This is a genomic window from Corynebacterium sp. HMSC08A12 (genome assembly GCF_001807485.1).
In the GTDB taxonomy this organism is placed as follows: Bacteria; Actinomycetota; Actinomycetes; order Mycobacteriales; family Mycobacteriaceae; genus Corynebacterium; species Corynebacterium evansiae.
On record NZ_KV789172.1, the window covers coordinates 48,346 to 66,279 of the forward strand.

Genomic DNA, 17,934 nt, shown 5'->3' on the forward strand with positions numbered 1-17,934 from the left:
TCGCTAGTGCTGGTCGCGGACCGCGCGCAGGTGGCGGCGCGGCGTGGACCGGGGCAGGTTCTTCATGGATGGATGGTGCGGCGTGGCTTCGGGGATCTCCGAGCGCCGGTAGAGCCGGGGGGCGGGTTGCGCCTGCTCCTGCTTCTCGTGCTCGGCGGCCTGCTGCACGGCCTCGGCCAGCGCCATCAAGTCTTCTTCGTCAGCTTCGGCGGCCGCGGGTTCGTCGGCAAACTCCAACGTCCAGCCCTGCGGAACGGTGGTGCGGCGGGCGTGGCTTTCGCACAGGTCCCACCGGTGAGGGTTTCCGCTAACGCTCAGCGGCCCCACGATGGCCAGCTGCTCTGCATAGTTGAACTCCAGCGTGGCGACGGCAGGCTTGCCGCAGCCGGGGCGAGAGCATTGTCGGATAAAAGTCACGCGCATTAGTGTAGCCCTTTTACCCTGGCTTTCGAGCGTGCCCTCGTGGCATGTCGCCGCAGCGCGGTTAAGATGTGTTCCTATGAAGCAGGACGCGCGCATGAGGCAGGACCCCCGAGGCAGGGGCATCCGGGGCATCTTGCTGCCGGAGGTGCCGCGGAATAAGTCGCGTTCGGAGCGCTTCGACGATGCGGTTTTGGATGCGTTCGAACCTATTTTGGAGCGTTTTGACGCCGAACTTTCCAGCCTCGACGTCGCCGTCGACGTCGTGCCGCGCATGCGGCTGAGCGCGGGTTACCGGCAGTGGCCGGAGGATGTGGTCGCCGATGGTCAGGTTCCGCTGGGCCGACTGGTCACCGCCGGCGTGGACAACACTGGCGCCCCTACCCGTCCGCGCATCATTATTTTCCGCCGTCCAGTGGAATCCCGCGCGACTTCCGCGCGGGAGCTGCAGGACATCCTGCGGATGATCATTGTGCGCCTGGTGGCCTGCTATCTGAACGTCTCCCCCACTCAGATCGACCCGCGGCTTTAGTTAGCCAATACGCTTCTTCAGGCGGCGACGCTCGCGCTCGGAGAGCCCGCCCCAGATACCGAAGCGCTCGTCGTGCTCCAATGCATATTCCAGGCACTCGTCGCGCACGCCGCAGGCCTGGCAGATGCGCTTGGCCTCGCGGGTGGAGCCACCCTTCTCCGGAAAGAACGCCTCCGGGTCGGTTTGCGCGCACAGCGCCTGCTCTTGCCAGTCCTGCTCTACTGCATCGAAAAGCAGATCGAAGTCCTGCGTCAGATCGAAGAGGTTCTTCTGGCGAGCTTCATTGTCCACGTTCGCCTCCTGCTCTACCGCCGAGGAACCGTCAGCAAAGTGGCCACGAAGGGCGGTGTCTACTGACTTGTCCACGGAGGTCTCCTCATCTGATGTATCTGATGTATCTGATGCCTGACTTTGTTGGTCTACTGAAGATTACACACTGGTAATTACACCGCGTCAAGCTTTGGGAAATTCCCTCAAGCCACTTCATTCACATCAGTCACTAGCGCCCCTACAGCCACAGCCTCCTGAGAAAATAGGCTCTAACGCAACCACAACGTATGCACGGAACGTTACCTAAAACCACAACATATGGACATTTTCCTGAACCTTTAGTTCAGGACACACTAGATGTAGTGAAATTTGTCTAAATTTTTCCTCGGACGGCGAAAAACGCTAGATGTCGGAGGAAAAGCGCACGCCACCATCCGGCAGACTCACTCCCGGCCACACGCGCAGGCCATCGCGCAGCTCGCAGCGGGCACCGATGACGGCACCCTCACCGATCACGCAGTCCACCAGGTGCGCCCGCGCACCGATGCGCACGCCCGCGGCAATCACGCAGCGCTCCACGGTCGCGCCCGCCTCGATCTGCACGCCATCGAAGACCACGGATTCCTCCACGCGCGCCCCGCCGCCGATCTCCACGCCGCGGCCGATCACGGTGCCGCCCAGCAGCAGTGCCCCGCCGGCGATGGCGCTGGACTCGTCCACCAGGCTCTCCCCGTGGCGTCCATCGAGCAACGGTGAGGGGGCGATGCCGCGCACCAGGTCCGAGGACCCGCGCACGAAGTCCGCCGGCGTACCCATGTCGCGCCAGTAAGACTGGTCCACGTGGCCGAACACGCGGGCTCCGGATTCCAGCAGGGCCGGGAAGATCTCGCGCTCCACGCTCACCGGGCGGCCGGCGGGGATCTTCTCGATCACGGAGCGGTTGAACACGTAGCTGCCGGCGTTGATCTGGTCCGTCGGCGGGTCCTCCGTCTTCTCCAGGAACGCGCTCACGCGGCCGTCGGCGTCCGTGGGCACGCAGCCGAAGGCGCGGGGGTCGGAGACGCGCAGCAGGTGCAGCGTCACGTCGGCCTCTTGCTCCACGTGGGTCTTCAACACGGCATTCAGATCCGTCCCGCCCAGCACGTCGCCGTTGAAAACCATCGCGCGGTCGTAGCGCAGGTGGTCCAGCACGTTGCGGATACCGCCGCCGGTGCCCAGCGGCTCCTCCTCCACCACGTACTCGATTTCCAGGCCCAGGTGGCTGCCGTCGCCGAAGTGCTCTTCGAAGACCTCGGCCTTGAACGAGGTGCCGAGCACCACGTGCGTCATCCCGGCGGCCTTGATGCGAGCCAGCAGGTGCTCCAGGAATGGTGCACCGGCCACCGGCAGCATCGGCTTCGGGATGGAGTTAGTCAGGGGGCGCAGTCGGGTGCCCTTGCCTCCGACCAGGATCACTGCGTCGGTCGTGGCTGCGAGATCTACCACTTCTTTGGCCTTTCTGTTCCTTACTGCTTTTTGCTATTGGTTTTCACACACTAGTCACTGTTTTTGCCGCGGCGTTCAACCCACGCCGTGCGCTGCCGCAATTGCAATCTTCTCGCGGATCTTCAGCCCGGCCTTCAGCACCATGCGCACCGGAAGGTAGCGCCACCCCGGCAGCCGATCCGCCTGGAAGCGGTAGGCGCTGTCGTGATGGGCCTTTAGCACGACGTCCGGGTGCTTGCCCGCCACGTGCCCCTTGGCGTGCCGGATCTCCGCGCTCGGAACGAAAACATTCAGCCACCCCGCGCGCCCCAGCCGGTCGCCCAGGTCCACGTCTTCCATGTACATGAAGTACCGCTCGTCGAACCCGCCCAGGGCCTCGAAGGCATCCCAGCGCAGCAGCAGGCAGGAGCCACTCAGCCAGCCTGCGGTCCGCTCGCTGTCCATGTCTTCGTCGTCCAGGTAGCGCTTGGTCCAGGGATTGGTCGGCCAGATCTTGCCCAGCAGCGCATGCCCGATGCCGGAGCCGAGTTGCGGCACCGCGCGGGCGGATGGGTAGGCGCTGCCGTCTGCCTCTACGATGCGGGGGCCCAGCGCTCCTGCACGAGGGTGACGCCGCGCCGCCTCCAATAGTTTCTCGATCGCGTCTTCGCTAAACACGACGTCCGGGTTGGAGATCACCAGGTAGTCCGAGTTGATCTCTCCGGCTTCGCGGGCCGCACGCAGGTGGCGGGCGCCGAGGTTCATGCCGGCCCCGTAGCCGACGTTGCCCCCGCTGTAGAGCAGCTCCGCGCGCCCGGCCTCTGCGGCCGCTTCGGGAGCTCCGTCCGTAGAACCGTTGTCCACCATGACGACCCGCGCGTTAGTTGGCACCGAGTCCAGGAACTTGTTTAGGTACTCCCCCGGTGAATAGGTCACGGTGATAATCGCGATGGGTGCCTCTGTCATGGCCGTTGAGGTTACCCCAGGGCAGCCCGCAAACTATCCCGCCACGCGGGCAGGCCGGTCGCCGGAATCTGCAGGGCACTGTTGCGGGGCCGGCGCGCGGGAGTGGGATACTCGCTGCTCGGAATGGCCTTTACTCGCGCCGGATCGCACCCCAGTGTGGCGAAGATCTCGCGGGCGAAACCGCACCATGTGGTCAGCGGCCCGGAACCGGTCACGTGGCTGATCGCCGGAGACTGCCGCCCATCCACCATCGCCGCCAGCTCCGCCGCCAGCACGTCGGCGTGGGTGGGCCGGCCGAATTGGTCGTCCACTACCGAGGGATTCACGCCCGCCCGCGCCAAGCGCGCCATGGTGGTGGCGAAGTTGCGCCCAGTCGCGTCGTAAACCCAGCCCGTGCGGACCACGTGCCCGCCGAGGTTCAGCACCCGCCGCTCCCCCTCCAGCTTGCTGCGCCCGTAGGCGTTCAACGGGCCGGGCTGGCCGTCGACCGGGTTTTCGCAGCCCACCGGCAGGTCTCCGGAGAACACGTAGTCGGTGGAGACGTGCCACATCGGCACCCCGTGCACCTCGGCCCAGGAGGCTAACCTCCCCGGGGCTACCGCGTTTACCTGATGCACCACACCCGCGTTTTCAGGCTTCTCGGCATCGTCCACGGCTGTGAATGCAGCGAGGTTGACGATGGCTTCAACGTCAGACGGCGGCGTCAATAAGAAAGAATCCACAGATCCCGCAACGGCGAGGTCCGCGTGCGCGCGCCCTACCGGCACAAAGTCGGGGCGGAGGCGCAGCAGGGCACGGCCTACCTGACCGGAGGCTCCGAAAACCAAAACACTCATAAAATCAGTACTACACCAGCGGCATCTTTGCCGCTAAAGTGTGAATAATGACAGAGCAGACAGGGCATCAGAGAAGCCGCCATTCACGGCGTATCCAGGCAGCCCCCGGTGGCGTAGAAGCCAAGCAGATCGGCCCCGGCTGGTCGCGCGGGGTGCTGGCTGCGGTCTCGGCACTCGCGCTGGTCGTGATGGGTATCGGCTACATGGCGGTCGGCAACCTTAACGGTGGGCTGGCCCAGGCGGACAACCTGAACCTCGGCAATCAGCCGGACGGGGCGACCGACATTCTGCTGGTGGGCGTGGATTCCCGTACGGATGCGAAGGGCAACCCCCTGTCCCAGAAGGAGATCGACATGCTCCGTGCGGGCGAAGAAGAGGCCACAAACACGGACACGATGATCCTCATTCGCATCCCGAACGATGGCTCCTCGGCGACCGCGGTCTCGCTGCCCCGCGACACGTACGTCAGCACCCCTGACAACGGCAACATGAAGCTCAACGGCGTGTACGGCACCGCCAAGTTCGAGAAGTCGCAGGAGCTGGCGAAGGACAGCGACTACAGCGAGTCCGACATCGACCAGAAGTCCACCGAAGCCGGTCGCCAGGCGCTCATCAGCTCGGTGGCGGACCTCACTGGCATCAACGTCGACCACTACGCTGAGGTCGGCCTGCTGGGCTTCGTGCTGCTCACCGACGCGGTTGGTGGCGTGGACGTGTGCCTGAAGAACAAGGTCGACGAGCCACTGTCCGGCGCGAAGTTCAAGAAGGGCCGCCAGACCCTCAACGGCCAGGACGCGCTGAGCTTCGTCCGCCAGCGCCACGAGCTACCGCGCGGCGACCTGGACCGCATCACCCGCCAGCAGGCCTACATGGCCAGCCTGGCCAACAAGGTGCTTTCCTCCAAGACGCTGACGGACCCGGGCAGCATGTCCAAGCTCAACGACGCGGTGCAGCGATCCGTGGTGCTGGACAGCGGCTGGGACGTCATGGGGCTGGCCACGCAGATGCAGAACATGGCCGGCGGCGACGTGAGCTTCCAGACCATCCCCGTGACCAGCATCGACGGCACGGGCGACTACGGCGAGTCCGTCGTGACGGTGGATAACGACCAGGTTCACGAGTTCTTCGAGGATCTGCTGGGCGACAAGCCGGGCGAGGAGAGCACTTCCTCCGACAAGCCCGCCGACATCACCGACTACAAGGCCAAGGACTACAAGGTCAACGTCTTCAACGCCTCCGAGGCGCCCGGTCTCGCCGCCAGGGTGTCGGACCTGGCTAAGGACTACGGCTACAAGCCGGGCAAGGTCGGCAACCACGCCGAGACCGGCATTTCGGAGTCCCAGGTCAACGCCAAGAACCCCGACGATCCGGCGGCCCGCGCCCTGGCGAAACAGCTGGGCGGACTGACCGTGGTGGAAGATTCCTCCCTGGACGAGCACGAGCTCTCCGTCACTCTGTCCGGCACCTACGCCGGCCCGGGCATCCTGGAGCAATCCGCCCCGCTGACCAAGCCGGACGACCCGAATGTCGGCACTCTCACCGAGGGCATCAAGGACCTCGACGGCGACGGCATCCCGGACGAGGACGCCTCCGCAGCCCAGACCGGCACTGACACTACTGGCTCTGGTTCCGACTCTGACAAGCCCGCCTCCGTCGGCACGCCGGGCTCCGGCGAGGGCATCGACCATAAGGATCCGATCGACGCCGGCGGCGACGGTCCGATGTGTGTGAACTAATGGATATTATCGCCCCACTCGTAGCCCAGGATCCGGCCAGCCCGCGCCTGACCACCTACACCCCCGCCGGCCGCATGGAGCTGTCCGCCCAGACCCTGCACAACTGGCAATCGAAGGCTGCCCACCTGCTGGATTCGCTCGCCCCGGCATCGGTCGGGATCGCCTGTGCCCCGGGTTGGCAGCCGCTCATGATCGTTCTGGGTTGCTGGCGGACTGGTGTTTCTATTGTTGACGCCGACTCTTGCGACGTGCTTTTTACCGATGACTTAGCTCTGGCGGAGGCCCACTCGGGTGAGGTTTTCGTGCTCTCCGACGATCCTTTCGGCCGCGGCGTGGAGGAGTCCGGCGGCGAGCTGCCCTTCGGAGTGAACGACTTCTCCCCCGAGCTGCGCGTGCAGCCGGATGACTACCCCGGCCCGGCTGCCGCCCCCGCCCCGGAAGGCCCGCGGGTGCTGGTGCCCGCGTGGACCGATACCCAGTCGATGCTGGATACACTAAAGCCGCTGCGCGACGGCGGCTCGGTGGTGATGGCCACCGAGCCTACGGCCGAGATCGCAGCGGCGGAAAACGCGACTATTTAACGTCCTTGCGCTGGTGGACAAAGAAGGCCCAGGCCACCAGCACCACCGTCCAGGCGCAGACGATGGCCACGCTGACGGGGGTTTCGTGCGCGCCGATAGAGACGCTGCCGCCCAGGATCATCCAGATGTTGTTGAACGGCAGGTAGGGCGCGATGTTGTCGGCGATCCATTGGCTGAGCTGCTGGGAGATCAGCTCCACCGCGGTCGCCCACACCAGTGGCAGCGCCACCGCACCGGCCGTAGAGGGAATCAACACGCCGATCGCCGAGGCCATCAGGCTGATCAGCCCGGCGAACAGGATCGTGTAGCCCAGCAGCGGCAGCTGGTCGGTGTTGATCTCCTGCGGCAGGGTCGCCATCATCGCCACAGAGACTCCCACCGCCACGGCCATGGTCACCATCGCCAGGGCTGCGTTGACGAACATCTGCGCGAACAGCTGCTGCCAGCGGGCGGGGATCACCAGGAAGGACTGCGCGTGCAGGTTGTGCCCGCGCGTGCCGCTGACCCGCACGGCCGACAGCGACAGGATCAGCAGGTACGCCGGCATGAGACCCACGCCCAGCTCCGTCAGGCCCACCTCCGGCTCGTTCATCCCGTATTCGGACCGGTAGTAGCTCAGGGTCAGCGCGTTGGCGCCGATGTAGAACAGCAGGACGAAGCCCAGCATGATCCAGGTGCCCCACATGACGCGCGAGCGCGTCCATTCACTGCGGATGATTCCTAGCATTACTGACCCCTCCTGTCTTGAGTCCTGTACTCCACTGCCTGCCCGGTCGCGTCCAGGAACTTCTGCTCCAGGCCCGCGCGCTGCGGGGTCATCTCCAGCACCACCGCGCCAGTATCGCGCACCAGTTCGCCGAGGCGCCGGTCCAGGTCGGGAGCCTCGGAGGCGAACTCCAGGGATCCGTCGGGGCGCCGTGTGAGGTTGATGCCATCCAAGCGCGAGGTGGCGTCCACAAAAGAATCGGGATCGGCCACGCGCATCCGGATGGTGGGCTGGGCGCCCGTGCGCAGGAACTCGTCCATCGTGTATTCGCCGATGAGGGAGCCCTTGCCGATGACAACCAGGCGGTCGGCGGTGAGCTCCATCTCGTGCAGCAGGTGGGAGCTGACCAGCACGGCGCGGCCTTCGGAGGCGCTGCGGCGGATGAGCTCGCGCATCCAGTGCACGCCCTCCGGGTCGAGGCCGTTGACCGGCTCGTCGAGGATTAGGTGCTTCGGGTCGCCCAACAGTGCCACGGCCAGGCCCAGGCGCTGCTTCATGCCGAGGGAGAACTTCTTGATCTTGCGCTTCTGCACCCCGGCCAGGCCCACCAGCTCCAGGCACTCGTCAGCGCGGGACTGCGAGATCCCGGCCGCCTGCGCGATGGAGCGGATGTGCGCCCGGGCGGAGTGGCCGGGCATGTACCAGGTGGGTTCCAGCAGCGCGCCGGCGATGTGAGGGCGCTGGGCGCGGTAGGCGCTTAGGGGCTGGCCGTCGAAGGTGACCTCGCCCTTGCCTATCGTGTCCAGCCCCAGGATGCAGCGCATCGTTGAGGATTTGCCGGAACCGTTCGGCCCCAAGAAGCCTGTGACCTGCCCGTCGGGGACAGAAAAAGTGAGTCCATGGAGAACCTCCGTGGACCCATACTTTTTGGTTAGTTCTTTTACTGCGATCATGCTGCCAGTCTAACTAAAACCTATTTCACGTCTCGGGTCTTGTTGCTGTACAGCCCCAGCACCAGCAGGGCGACCATCCAGACGACCATCACAGCGAAGCCGAAGCCGGGGCTGACCATGTCGGTGTGGTCCGGGGCGTAGATCCAGGTTTGCATGTCCTGCACGCGGCTGCCCGGGGACAGGTGGTACAGGGTCTTCAGGAAGGGGATGCTGTCGCCAGCGCTGTACAGCAGCCCCTCGACCACCAGCATCCACACCAGCGGCAGCGCGATGGCACCCACTCGATTACGCAGCAGTGCGGCGATGCCGACGGCCATAACGGCGAAGGCGGGGGCGCCCACCGCGTATCCCCACAGCAGCAGCTGATCTTCGCCGGTGAAGTGCCCAGCCGGGAATACATTGAACACCGCCCAGCTGAGCGCCACGCCGAGGATGTAGTTCAGCTCCACGAACACCGCCGCCACCAGCGCGCGGGCCAGCAGCCAGGAACTCCGGTGCTTCTGAGTAAGGAAAGCGTGGGCCGTCATGTGGTTGCTGATGTCGCCGCCGGTCGTCGAGGCGCCGAAAATGATGGCGATCATCAGGAAGATCATTCCGCCGAAAAGCAGGTCGGGCCAGCCGCCATCCAATCGCGGGGAGTCATTGAAAAGCATGTAGAGCGTCGTCGGGCCGTAGATCGAACCCGTGAACAGGATCACGTAGATCCAGGTGCTGCGGAGGCTTAGCAGCTTCGTAACTTCGGAGGAGATTGCTTTGAGCATGGTTTGTCTCTTTTCTGTGCGGTGGGGGCTAGTTGCTGCGGTATTCCTGTTGGCCGGCGGTAGCGGCGAGGAAGCGCTGTTCCAGGTTGTCTGCGGTGGTTGCGAGCTTGGTCACCGCGAACTTTTCCTCCAGCGCCGTTGCCGCGATCGCCGCGCGCACCTCATGTTCTGGAATATCGTTGACGCCCACACGCAGCGTCCGCTCCCTATCCAGTTCGACCTGGAAGCCGCGGCTGCGCAGGCTGTCTGCCAGCAGAACCGCTTCCTTGCACTCGACCTCCACGTGGGCGCCGCCGGCGAGGAACTCTTCTAGGGTTTGCTCGCCGATGAGCTTGCCCTGGCCGATCAGTACCAGTCGGTCGGCGGTTTGCTGCATCTCGCTGAGCAGGTGGGAGCTAACCAACAGGCCGCGGCCGTCGTCGGCGAGTTGACGGATGATGCGGCGCATCCAGGACACACCCTCCGGGTCGAGGCCGTTGACCGGCTCGTCGAGGATCAGGTGCTGCGGGTTGCCAAGGAGGGCGGCGGCCAGGCCGAGGCGCTGCTTCATGCCCAGGGAGTAGCCGCCGACCTTCTTCTTGCCCGCGCTGGTGAGGCCCACCATGTCGAGGCATTCGTCCACGCGCTTGTCGGAGATGCCCGCACCCTTCGCGATGACGCGCAGGTGGTTGCGACCGCTGCGGGCAGGGGTGAACCAGGCGGCGTCCAGGACCGCGCCGGCGATGCTGGACTTGTTATCCAGGCCTGCGAAATCGCCGGCGTACCCCTTGCCGCTGAAGGTCACCTTGCCGGCGCTCGGCTTGTCGAGGCCGAGCATGCAGCGCATGGTGGTGGACTTGCCCGCGCCGTTGGGCCCGAGGAAGCCGGTCACCTGCCCGTCCGGGACGGTGAATGAAAGGTCGTTGACTACTGTTTTCTTGCCGTACCTCTTAGTGAGGTTTTCCACGATGATCATGGTTCCCATGCTGCCGCCCGGGGTGGTACTCCCACATCGGACGAGGGGTTGATCTTGCGTGTCCTACCTCAGTATGACGGCCCGCCCTCCTGCTCTTCGATCGCCTGGTGGTACTCGGCCAGCGCCTTGGTTTTGCGGACGTTGCGCTGGGCGAAGGTCTCGCGCCCCAGCGGCCCCTCGGCCTCGGTGATCACGCTGTGCCCGTCGCCGTGGGAGGTCCATACCTCGTGCCCGTCGGGGTGCAGGGCGACGTCCCAGCTGCCGGCGGTCTTGAGGTTGTGGTGCTTCGAGCAGAGTAGGTGCAGGTTCGCCGTGGAAGTCGGTCCACTGCCGTATCGCCTTACGTGGTCGTATTGGCACTTGTAGGCGGGAACCTCGCAGCCTGGGAAGCGACAGTGCAGGTCGCGCCCAGCGACGGCTGCCTTGATGCCCTCCGTCGGCGCATAGCCCTCGCACTCCGCGTAGCCCGGCGCAGACAGGTGCGTCACCCGCTGCAGCCAGGTCTTGGAAGCGGAGCGGTTCAGCCAGTGATCCTCCCCCAGCACCGCACCGTCGTTCGCCGGGTCGTGGTACAGGTTCAGAGTCACCGAAACCTCGGCCTTGTCGGTGATCAGCCGCAGCATCGCCTCCGGCTGCGAGCACTCGTACTTTTTGGCGGTGGCGCGCACGATCTTGTCGATCTCAATGCCCTCCATCCGCGGAACCCGCAGCGTGAAGATGGTGTACTCCGGGTCGCGGCAATCCACATTGAAGCTTGGCTCGGCCGCGGGTGCCTCATCCTTAGGTACGACGTTCCGATCGACCTCCCGCAAAATCTTCGAGATGCGGTTGTGGATAGTCCGCGGTGAGAACACGTGCTGGTCGGGACGTGAAGGCGTCAATTCGCAAAGTACCTTTTCCTCGACGGCCGAGCGATCGTCCGGCGCCACGGCGAAAAGATCCTGCGCCACCCGCAGCACGTGGCGGGCGGTGTAACACCCCTGGTCAAACAGCTCGACGAGGCGCGGATAGTCGCGCAAGACGAAAGCTGCCTCGGCCCAGGCCTCCGCGACCCCGGCGGAAACACCCAGACGCACGGCGAGGCGAGTGCAGAAATCGGGCACCAGATCCTCCCCGTCCGGGGCGCATGCCATTATCAGTTGGAATTGTTGTTGATTGAGCTGCCGCGCCGCGACGGTCAGCGGGTCCTGCGAACTGGCTATTCGAAACGATGGTGGTGAGGTAGTCACGGAGTTCCCCTAATCCAGCGGCGAGGTTGTGGTGCCCCCGCCAAACTTCCTACCCAAAGAATAGAACACACCATCAAACCAAGTCAATACCCCCGGCGAAACTTTTTTCCTTTTTATTGACGCCACCAGCCCTAACAGCGAAAACACCCGTAAAGCTAAGGTAGAGGTTCTAGAAAGTCTGTTCGAGTAAATCCTCGGAATTGACGAGGCGATACTTGAAGGCAAACAGCACCGCATGCACCCGATCGCGCGACTGGGTCTTCGTGAGCACCCGGCCGACGTGCGTCTTCACGGTGGGCAGCGAAATGTAGAGCTTGTCGGCGATCTCCTGGTTGCTGAAGCCCAGCGCGATGAGTTTCAGAATCTCCAGCTCGCGCGGGGTCAGCGGATCGGGAAGATCCAGCTCCACGGGCTCGCGACGCTGCGGGGTTTGCTCCATGCGGATGCTGCGCAACAGCCGTGCAGTGGCCTTCGGGCTGATCACGGCCGCCGAATCACCGACGGTGCGGACGGCGGAGATGAGGTCCTCGGGGTCAGTGTCCTTGAGCAGAAAGCCGCTGGCCCCGGCCTCCACTGCACCGAGGACGTAGTTGTCGTTATCGAAGGTAGTCAGCACGATCACGCGCGCACCGGAATCACCGGAAACCACCTGGCGGGTAGCCTCGATGCCATCCATGCGGGGCATCTGCACATCCATAAGGATGATGTCCACGGGCTGCGACTCTGCCAGCTCGCAGGCCTCCTGCCCGTCGGCGGCTTGCCACCGGACGGTGATATCGTCCTGCGAATCCAACACCAGGCCAAACCCTGCCCGTACCAGCTGCTGATCGTCGGCCAAACCTACGCTAATCACTTAATCCTCCTTCGCATAAGGCACCGTCGCGGTCACGTTCCACCCACCGGGGTACAACGCCGAGGCTCCCCACTTAGCCTCGCCACCGTGGATCGCCACGCGCTGGCGGATGCCAGTCAGGCCGCGGCCAGAGCCTTCGATCCGGTCATCACCCGGCGCGTTATCCACGCTAATGGTCACCTGGGCGGGCTCCCACTCCAGCCGCACCTGGGCCGGCACAGAACCAGCGTGCTTCAGCACGTTAGTCAGGGATTCCTGCACGATGCGGTACACACTGAGATCGCGGACCTCGTCCAACTGGCGCGGCTCGCCCGTGACGTGCAGCTCCACCTGCACCCCACTGCGCTTTGCATCCGCCACCAGGTCGGGCACGCCAGCCACCCCAGGGGTGACGGTGGTAGAACGCGGCGAGGGGGCGTCATCGTGAAGGACAGAGAGCAGCTCCCGCATCTGGGTCAAGGCCGAGCGACCGCGCGCGGCGATCGTGTCGAGGGCCTCGATGGCCTTGTCAGGATCCTTGCGACCTGCGTAGCGACCGCCGTCCGCCTGCGCGATGACGACAGTGAGGGAATGCGCAACGATGTCGTGCAGCTCCCGGGCGATGCGGTTGCGCTCGCTGACGGTGGCGAGCTCGGCGCGGGCGGCCAGCGCCTCCACTGCCTGGTCACGGCGCAACGAAAAGCGGCCAGCCAGCCACATCAGGGCGATGGTCACGGCGGTGAGCAGGGCGATTACTCCCCAGAACGTCCAGAACTCAGCGGTCCGAAAATCCTCACCGCCCCATGCAAAATCACCGTCTCTTCCCTTGCGCGCGTTGTAAATGGTCCCCCACGCCATCGCGTAGAAAGAGCCAAGCAACAGTAAAGTCAGCCACAGCTTGCGGCGCAGCATCAGCTTCGCGGAGATGAAATAAGCCTCATAGGCCACCACCAAGTAGCCAAGTGGCCACACTAGCAGCGCAGACGTCGCATAGGCATACATGCCAACTGCAGTGACTGCCACACCCCATTCAGGGCGAAAGCGTTGGAGGAGCAAGCCGATGAACCCCAAAACTAGACCTGTGCTGGCAACAACAACCTGCCAGGGGGCGATGTTCATGGCGGTGCCAAATGTGCTTCCGGCACCGAGAAAGAAGAACACCATGACCACAACAGCTACAAGCACCCACCAGGAGGCATCCCGCCACCACACCGGACGAGGAACTGCTTCATAAGACATGTATGAAGAGTCTAGTTACAGGCGCACCCTATCGCCGTAAACGAGCAGGCCATTAACGAAACGGGTGAGGAACGGCGGCGAGAAGTGGCTGGTTGCCTCCAGCAGCTTCGTCTTCCAACCGACCGGGAAATGCACCTTCGTGGGGCTGCGGCGCGGCGCGGTCACGGCCCTTACTACCTCTGCAGCCACGTCTTGTGGGGTTGTGGACGCCCCCAGCCGCCGCATGCCCGCCGTTTCCACATCGGCGATGAGCGCCGTCCGCGAGTACAGGGGCAAAACAGTGCGGACGCGAATGTTGTGCTTATCCCACTCGAAATCCAGCGCCTCGGAGATGCCACGGACGGCGAACTTGGTGGCAGAGTAGGTGGCCATATCCGGGGTGCCGTAGATGGAGGAGGCACTGCAGACGTTGACGACCACACCGTTGCCGGCGGCTTTGAGGTGTTCGAAGGCCGCCCGGCAGCCGTAGATCACGCCCTTGACGTTGACGTCAACGAGGGCGGAATCCTGCTGGAAGCTCCCGCGGTCGATGAAGTCGCCGCCGTAGAGAACGCCCGCGTTGTTGATGAGTGCATTGATTCCCCCGGCGCGGGCCGCGAAGTCGGTAACAGTGGCGGACCACTGGTCGGGGTCGGTGACGTCGAGGGTGCCGGGGATGATGTTGGGATGCTGAGCCCAGTCACGGACCTTGTCGCCGTCGAGGTCGTAGGCGCCGACGGTCCAGTCGGCCTCGGCGAAGGACTCAGCGATTGCGCGGCCGAAGCCTTGGGCCGCGCCAGTAACGAGTATTGATTTCACACCCCTAACTATTACAGTAGTTAGAGTACAGGAGGTAGATTATGGCTTATTTAATCATCGACCAATCCGGGAACCCATTAAGTCGCCCGAATGATGGAGATGTTGTATCCAATCCAGACACAGGGCAGGTCCTTACCGTCAGCTTCCTGAGGATAACCACGCCCAACGGGGACTATGAAGTTGATTTTCTTCCCGGAATTGTCGACCTCTACCAAGGAAGCAAGGATAGATCATCCTATTCCACAAATATTCAAGAGATAAGCGTCGAGAAAGGAACTCGACTTCACAAAATTGGCAGTATTGACCATATAGATGATGTAACCCTGACGCATTTAGGGGATAAATACCGAGTTCAGGCCGCGAAACTAGACGACACGAAACCAGATAGTTTAATCCTCTGCGAAGATGGTTTTATAAGAACTTTGCAAGATAGTTTTTCTGCTACCGACAGGCCTCAAGGAGTAATCCTCGTTCTCCACAAAGTAGACGAGTAGGCAGCCCCGACGCCCCCTACCCAGTTAGAACGCTTCACCCCATCAGCTTCTGCTGCAGGGCGCGATCCTTCTCCAGCACCGCGTCGCGCATGTTCTCCTGGTATTCGACCATTTTGTCCATCAGAGCCTTGTCAGCCACCGCAAGGGTGCGCACGGCCAGCAGTCCGGCGTTCTTCGCACCGTCGATGGAGACGGTGGCGGTCGGCACGCCGCCGGGCATCTGCACGATGGAGAGCAAGGAATCCAAGCCATCCAGATTGCCCAGGGCACGCGGGATGCCGATCACCGGCAGTGGGGTGGCCGCGGCGACCATGCCGGGCAGGTGGGCGGCACCGCCGGCGCAGGCGATGATCACCTTCACGCCGCGGGTGTGCGCGGTGCGGGCGTAGTCGAGCATGCGCTCCGGGGTGCGGTGCGCAGAGACCACTCCGACCTCGAAGGGGATGCCGAACTCGGCCAGCACCTCGGCGGCTGGCTCGACGGTGGGCCAGTCAGAGTCGGAGCCCATCACCAGGCCGACCAGCGGGGTGCGTGCGTTTTCAGTCATCAGTTAGTCCTCCCATTCGGCGGTTTCCAGGAACTTCGCAGCCAGGCGCGCCTGCTCGCGCGTGCGCGCCGGATCCTCCCCCAGCATATTGACGTGGCCGATCTTGCGGCGCGGGCGCCAATCCTTGCCGTACATGTGAATCTTTGCGTTCGGGAAGCGACGCCACACCACGTCCATGCGCTCGTGCATCGGCATCGCCGGATCCTCGGCCGCTCCCAGCACGTTTGCCATGACCACCACCGGCGCGGTCGGCTCGGTGGAGCCTAGCGGGCGGTCTAATACCGCGCGGACGTGTTGCTCGAACTGGCTGGTGGTGCAACCATCTTGAGTCCAGTGGCCGGTGTTGTGCGGGCGCATCGCCAGCTCGTTGACGATGATCTCCGGCTGGCCGTTCTCGTCGGTGGTCTCGAACAACTCCACCGCCAGCACACCCGTGACCCCCAGTTCGGTGGCGACGTCACGGGACAGCTGCTCGGCGGCAGCCAGGATCTCAGGCGTGGAGTTCGGGGCAGGTGCCACGGCCTCCACGCAGATTCCGTCCTCCTGCAGGGATTCCACTGCCGGCCACGCCTGCACCTCGCCGGACGGGGTGCGGGCCACCATGGCGGACAGCTCGCGCACCAGCGTGACCTTCTTCTCCGCCATCAGGGGGATCTCCTTGTCCAGCAGCTTCTCCACCAGCTCGCGGGCCTCGTCCACCGTGGCGGGGAACCACACGCCCTTGCCGTCGTAGCCACCGCGGCGGGCCTTTAGGCACACCTGGCCGCCCACGGCCTCGAAGAACCCGGCGATGTCCTCGGCGGACTCGATGGCGGCGAAGGCCGGCACGGGGGCACCCAGCTCGCGCAGCTTCTTGCGCATCACCAGCTTGTCCTGCGCGTGGATCAGCGCCGACGGCTGAGGCTGCACGTTCACACCCTCGTCGATGAGGGCATCCAGGAAGCGATTGGGCACGTGCTCGTGGTCGAAGGTCACCGCGTCGGAGTCGCGGGAGACCTCGCGGACGTGCTCCTCCAGCGCGTAGTCCCCCAGCACCACGTCGGCGGTCACCTGCGCGGCCGAGGAATCCGGCGCCCCGGCCAGCACGCGGCAGCTCAGACCCAGCTCGATCGCCGCCTGTTGTGTCATTCGCGCCAGCTGCCCGTCACCGATGATCGTCACCAGCGGCGCGCCCGGCGCGTGCGCGGTCTCGCGGGCTAATGACCAGTCGGCTGTGTTTTTCCCGTTGTTCTCACTCACGCCTTCTAACTATAGTTCCCCGGCCCGACACGCCTAAGCTGGCTCTTCAGCAGCCGCTCGAACTTGCGGGTATAGGGAACCGAGTACAGCACCAACGGCACCCGGGCGCCTGCCACGTACACCGCCACGTCTCCCCGGTGGGAGCGGCAATCCACCACGTTGGCCAGCGGGATCTGCCCGATCCGGCTGCGCAGGTGGCCGGTCGCGGTGATCAGCCGCCTGTCGGTCAGCAGCATGCGGGAGCGCGCGCGGAAGATCAGGTGGCGCACGCAGCGCCTCCAGCAGACCCACAGCCACGCAACCAGCAGGCCCCGGCGGAGCCAGAGGAAGGCTTCCACGGTGGGGGCGTCCAAAGCATTGGTGGCCAAGTACTGATCCAGAGCGCCGATGCCCATCCAGAACAAGCCCGTCCACAGCATCAGGCGCAGCACCGGGAAGAACATGGAGCGGCGCGCGGGGCTCAGCTCCGCTAAGACCTGCTCGCCGGGGTCGAAGGTGATTTTGCTCATGCGTAGCGCCCTCCGTAGTCGCCCGTGCCGTCGGCGCGCAGGTGCACGATCTCCCCGGCGCGGATCACGCGCGTGCCCTCGCTGGTACGGACCAGCAGCTCGCCGTCGTCGTCGATGTCGGTGGCCGCGCCCTCCACGACCTCGTCGCCGGGCAGGAAAGCGCGCACGGAGGTGCCGATGGTCGCGGAAGCCTGGCGGTAGCGCGGCAGTACGGTCTGGGCCGCCCCTCCTAGTCGACGCCACCTCTCCAGATTCGTCGCCAACTCCGCGAACACGGCCACCGCGACGTCCTCGCGGCTTGGGCAGGGCAGTCCCAAGCGGGCGCATTCCAGGTCGATGGAGCTGGCGTGGGCGACGGGCAGCTCGTCGGTCTGCAGGTCGTAATTGATGCCGAAGCCCAGGATGATCGCCGGGTGCGGATCCAGGTGCACGGCTTCCACCAAGATGCCCACCAGCTTGCGGCCGTCCAGCACACAGTCGTTGGGCCACTTCAGCTGGATGGGGATGTCCGCGGAGGCACGGATGCCCTCCACGATCGACAGGCCCGTCAGAAGTGGGAGCAGGCTGATACGGTCAACCGGCACGTCCGGCAGGCGCAGCAGTACGGAGCAGATCAGCTGGCTGCGGGCCGGGGCCTCGAAGGAGCGCCCCTTGCGGCCGCGCCCGGCGGTCTGTTCCTCGGCCATGAGTAGGGACATGTCGGGCAAGTCCTCCCCGCAGCGCACGCGGTCGGCCAAATCGGTGCTGGTGGAACCGGTGGTTTCCAGCACTTCGACGTGGCGGTAGCCCAGCGGAGCCAGGCGCTCGGCCAGGCGGCGGGGGTCTAGCGGCGTGCGCATGGGAGTACTGTCCTTTCTCTTCACATGC

The 17,934-nt window shown here is 64.6% G+C and carries 21 protein-coding genes; 4 read left to right on the plus strand and 17 right to left on the minus strand.

From position 1 onward, the window contains the following. Window positions 1-3: 3 nt before the first annotated feature. A complete protein-coding gene (locus HMPREF3166_RS04345) occupies window positions 4-417 on the minus strand; it encodes a DUF3499 domain-containing protein (RefSeq protein WP_237746278.1) in 414 nt (137 codons plus the stop codon). 82 nt (window positions 418-499) lie between these two features. Between HMPREF3166_RS04345 and HMPREF3166_RS04350 the strand changes: the two genes are divergently transcribed. Continuing rightward, window positions 500-952: a metallopeptidase family protein gene (locus HMPREF3166_RS04350; RefSeq protein WP_035004332.1), complete on the plus strand. Its 453-nt coding sequence runs from the start codon at window positions 500-502 to the stop codon at window positions 950-952. Here HMPREF3166_RS04350 and HMPREF3166_RS04355 read toward each other — a convergent pair whose 3' ends face one another. From HMPREF3166_RS04355 to HMPREF3166_RS04370, 4 genes are all read right to left on the minus strand, one after another. Further along, window positions 953-1,318, minus strand: coding sequence for a WhiB family transcriptional regulator (locus HMPREF3166_RS04355; RefSeq protein WP_034971252.1), 366 nt, complete (start codon window positions 1,316-1,318; stop codon window positions 953-955). It abuts the gene before it with no gap. A 306-nt stretch (window positions 1,319-1,624) separates the two neighbouring features. Next, window positions 1,625-2,707, minus strand: a complete 1,083-nt coding sequence (locus HMPREF3166_RS04360) for a mannose-1-phosphate guanylyltransferase (RefSeq protein WP_070487825.1) — start codon at window positions 2,705-2,707, stop codon at window positions 1,625-1,627. A gap of 75 nt (window positions 2,708-2,782) precedes the next feature. Next, window positions 2,783-3,652, minus strand: a complete 870-nt coding sequence (locus HMPREF3166_RS04365; protein ID WP_070487826.1) for a glycosyltransferase family 2 protein — start codon at window positions 3,650-3,652, stop codon at window positions 2,783-2,785. A gap of 11 nt (window positions 3,653-3,663) precedes the next feature. Next, the gene (locus tag HMPREF3166_RS04370) at window positions 3,664-4,488 is read right to left on the minus strand and encodes an SDR family oxidoreductase (RefSeq protein ID WP_070487827.1); all 825 of its coding nucleotides are present in this window, start codon (window positions 4,486-4,488) and stop codon (window positions 3,664-3,666) included. A 47-nt stretch (window positions 4,489-4,535) separates the two neighbouring features. On the opposite strand from HMPREF3166_RS04370, the gene HMPREF3166_RS04375 reads away from it, so the two are divergent. Together HMPREF3166_RS04375 and HMPREF3166_RS04380 are read left to right on the plus strand one after the other, a co-directional pair. Beyond that, a complete protein-coding gene (locus HMPREF3166_RS04375) occupies window positions 4,536-6,224 on the plus strand; it encodes an LCP family protein (protein ID WP_070487828.1) in 1,689 nt (562 codons plus the stop codon). Further along, a complete protein-coding gene (locus tag HMPREF3166_RS04380; RefSeq protein ID WP_049049821.1) occupies window positions 6,224-6,805 on the plus strand; it encodes a TIGR03089 family protein in 582 nt (193 codons plus the stop codon). The genes HMPREF3166_RS04375 and HMPREF3166_RS04380 overlap by 1 nt, the downstream gene beginning before the upstream one ends. Here the strand turns inward: HMPREF3166_RS04380 and HMPREF3166_RS04385 are convergent. The 8 genes from HMPREF3166_RS04385 to HMPREF3166_RS04420 form a co-directional block, all read right to left on the minus strand. Continuing rightward, window positions 6,798-7,532, minus strand: a complete 735-nt coding sequence (locus tag HMPREF3166_RS04385) for an ABC transporter permease (protein ID WP_049049820.1) — start codon at window positions 7,530-7,532, stop codon at window positions 6,798-6,800. The genes HMPREF3166_RS04380 and HMPREF3166_RS04385 overlap by 8 nt on opposite strands. Beyond that, complete coding sequence (locus HMPREF3166_RS04390; protein WP_070487829.1) at window positions 7,532-8,464, minus strand: ATP-binding cassette domain-containing protein; 933 nt, start codon at window positions 8,462-8,464, stop codon at window positions 7,532-7,534. The genes HMPREF3166_RS04385 and HMPREF3166_RS04390 overlap by 1 nt, the downstream gene beginning before the upstream one ends. A gap of 20 nt (window positions 8,465-8,484) precedes the next feature. Next, the gene (locus HMPREF3166_RS04395) at window positions 8,485-9,225 is read right to left on the minus strand and encodes an ABC transporter permease (RefSeq protein WP_070487830.1); all 741 of its coding nucleotides are present in this window, start codon (window positions 9,223-9,225) and stop codon (window positions 8,485-8,487) included. A gap of 28 nt (window positions 9,226-9,253) precedes the next feature. Further along, window positions 9,254-10,189, minus strand: coding sequence for an ABC transporter ATP-binding protein (locus tag HMPREF3166_RS04400; protein ID WP_035004349.1), 936 nt, complete (start codon window positions 10,187-10,189; stop codon window positions 9,254-9,256). 59 nt (window positions 10,190-10,248) lie between these two features. Further along, the gene (locus HMPREF3166_RS04405; protein WP_070487831.1) at window positions 10,249-11,409 is read right to left on the minus strand and encodes an HNH endonuclease signature motif containing protein; all 1,161 of its coding nucleotides are present in this window, start codon (window positions 11,407-11,409) and stop codon (window positions 10,249-10,251) included. Between the two features lie 169 nt (window positions 11,410-11,578). After that, window positions 11,579-12,262, minus strand: a complete 684-nt coding sequence (locus tag HMPREF3166_RS04410) for a response regulator (protein WP_070487832.1) — start codon at window positions 12,260-12,262, stop codon at window positions 11,579-11,581. Beyond that, complete coding sequence (locus HMPREF3166_RS04415; protein WP_070487834.1) at window positions 12,263-13,480, minus strand: sensor histidine kinase; 1,218 nt, start codon at window positions 13,478-13,480, stop codon at window positions 12,263-12,265. 15 nt (window positions 13,481-13,495) lie between these two features. Continuing rightward, on the minus strand, window positions 13,496-14,278 hold the full coding sequence (locus HMPREF3166_RS04420) for an SDR family oxidoreductase (RefSeq protein WP_070487836.1): 783 nt from the start codon (window positions 14,276-14,278) through the stop codon (window positions 13,496-13,498). A gap of 41 nt (window positions 14,279-14,319) precedes the next feature. Here HMPREF3166_RS04420 and HMPREF3166_RS10105 point away from each other — a divergent pair, with 41 nt between their 5' ends. After that, window positions 14,320-14,772, plus strand: coding sequence for a hypothetical protein (locus tag HMPREF3166_RS10105; RefSeq protein ID WP_141741128.1), 453 nt, complete (start codon window positions 14,320-14,322; stop codon window positions 14,770-14,772). 34 nt (window positions 14,773-14,806) lie between these two features. Here HMPREF3166_RS10105 and purE read toward each other — a convergent pair whose 3' ends face one another. Genes purE through HMPREF3166_RS04440 form a run of 4 tightly spaced genes read right to left on the minus strand, consistent with a single transcriptional unit; the run spans window position 14,807 to window position 17,906 of the window. After that, a complete protein-coding gene (gene purE / locus HMPREF3166_RS04425) occupies window positions 14,807-15,319 on the minus strand; it encodes a 5-(carboxyamino)imidazole ribonucleotide mutase (RefSeq protein ID WP_070487838.1) in 513 nt (170 codons plus the stop codon). A gap of 3 nt (window positions 15,320-15,322) precedes the next feature. Further along, a complete protein-coding gene (locus tag HMPREF3166_RS04430) occupies window positions 15,323-16,558 on the minus strand; it encodes a 5-(carboxyamino)imidazole ribonucleotide synthase (RefSeq protein WP_070487840.1) in 1,236 nt (411 codons plus the stop codon). A 5-nt stretch (window positions 16,559-16,563) separates the two neighbouring features. Then, window positions 16,564-17,067: a hypothetical protein gene (locus HMPREF3166_RS04435; RefSeq protein WP_070487841.1), complete on the minus strand. Its 504-nt coding sequence runs from the start codon at window positions 17,065-17,067 to the stop codon at window positions 16,564-16,566. Continuing rightward, on the minus strand, window positions 17,064-17,906 hold the full coding sequence (locus tag HMPREF3166_RS04440) for a biotin--[acetyl-CoA-carboxylase] ligase (RefSeq protein ID WP_070487843.1): 843 nt from the start codon (window positions 17,904-17,906) through the stop codon (window positions 17,064-17,066). Before HMPREF3166_RS04440 ends, HMPREF3166_RS04435 begins: the two co-directional genes overlap by 4 nt. Window positions 17,907-17,934: the final 28 nt, after the last annotated feature.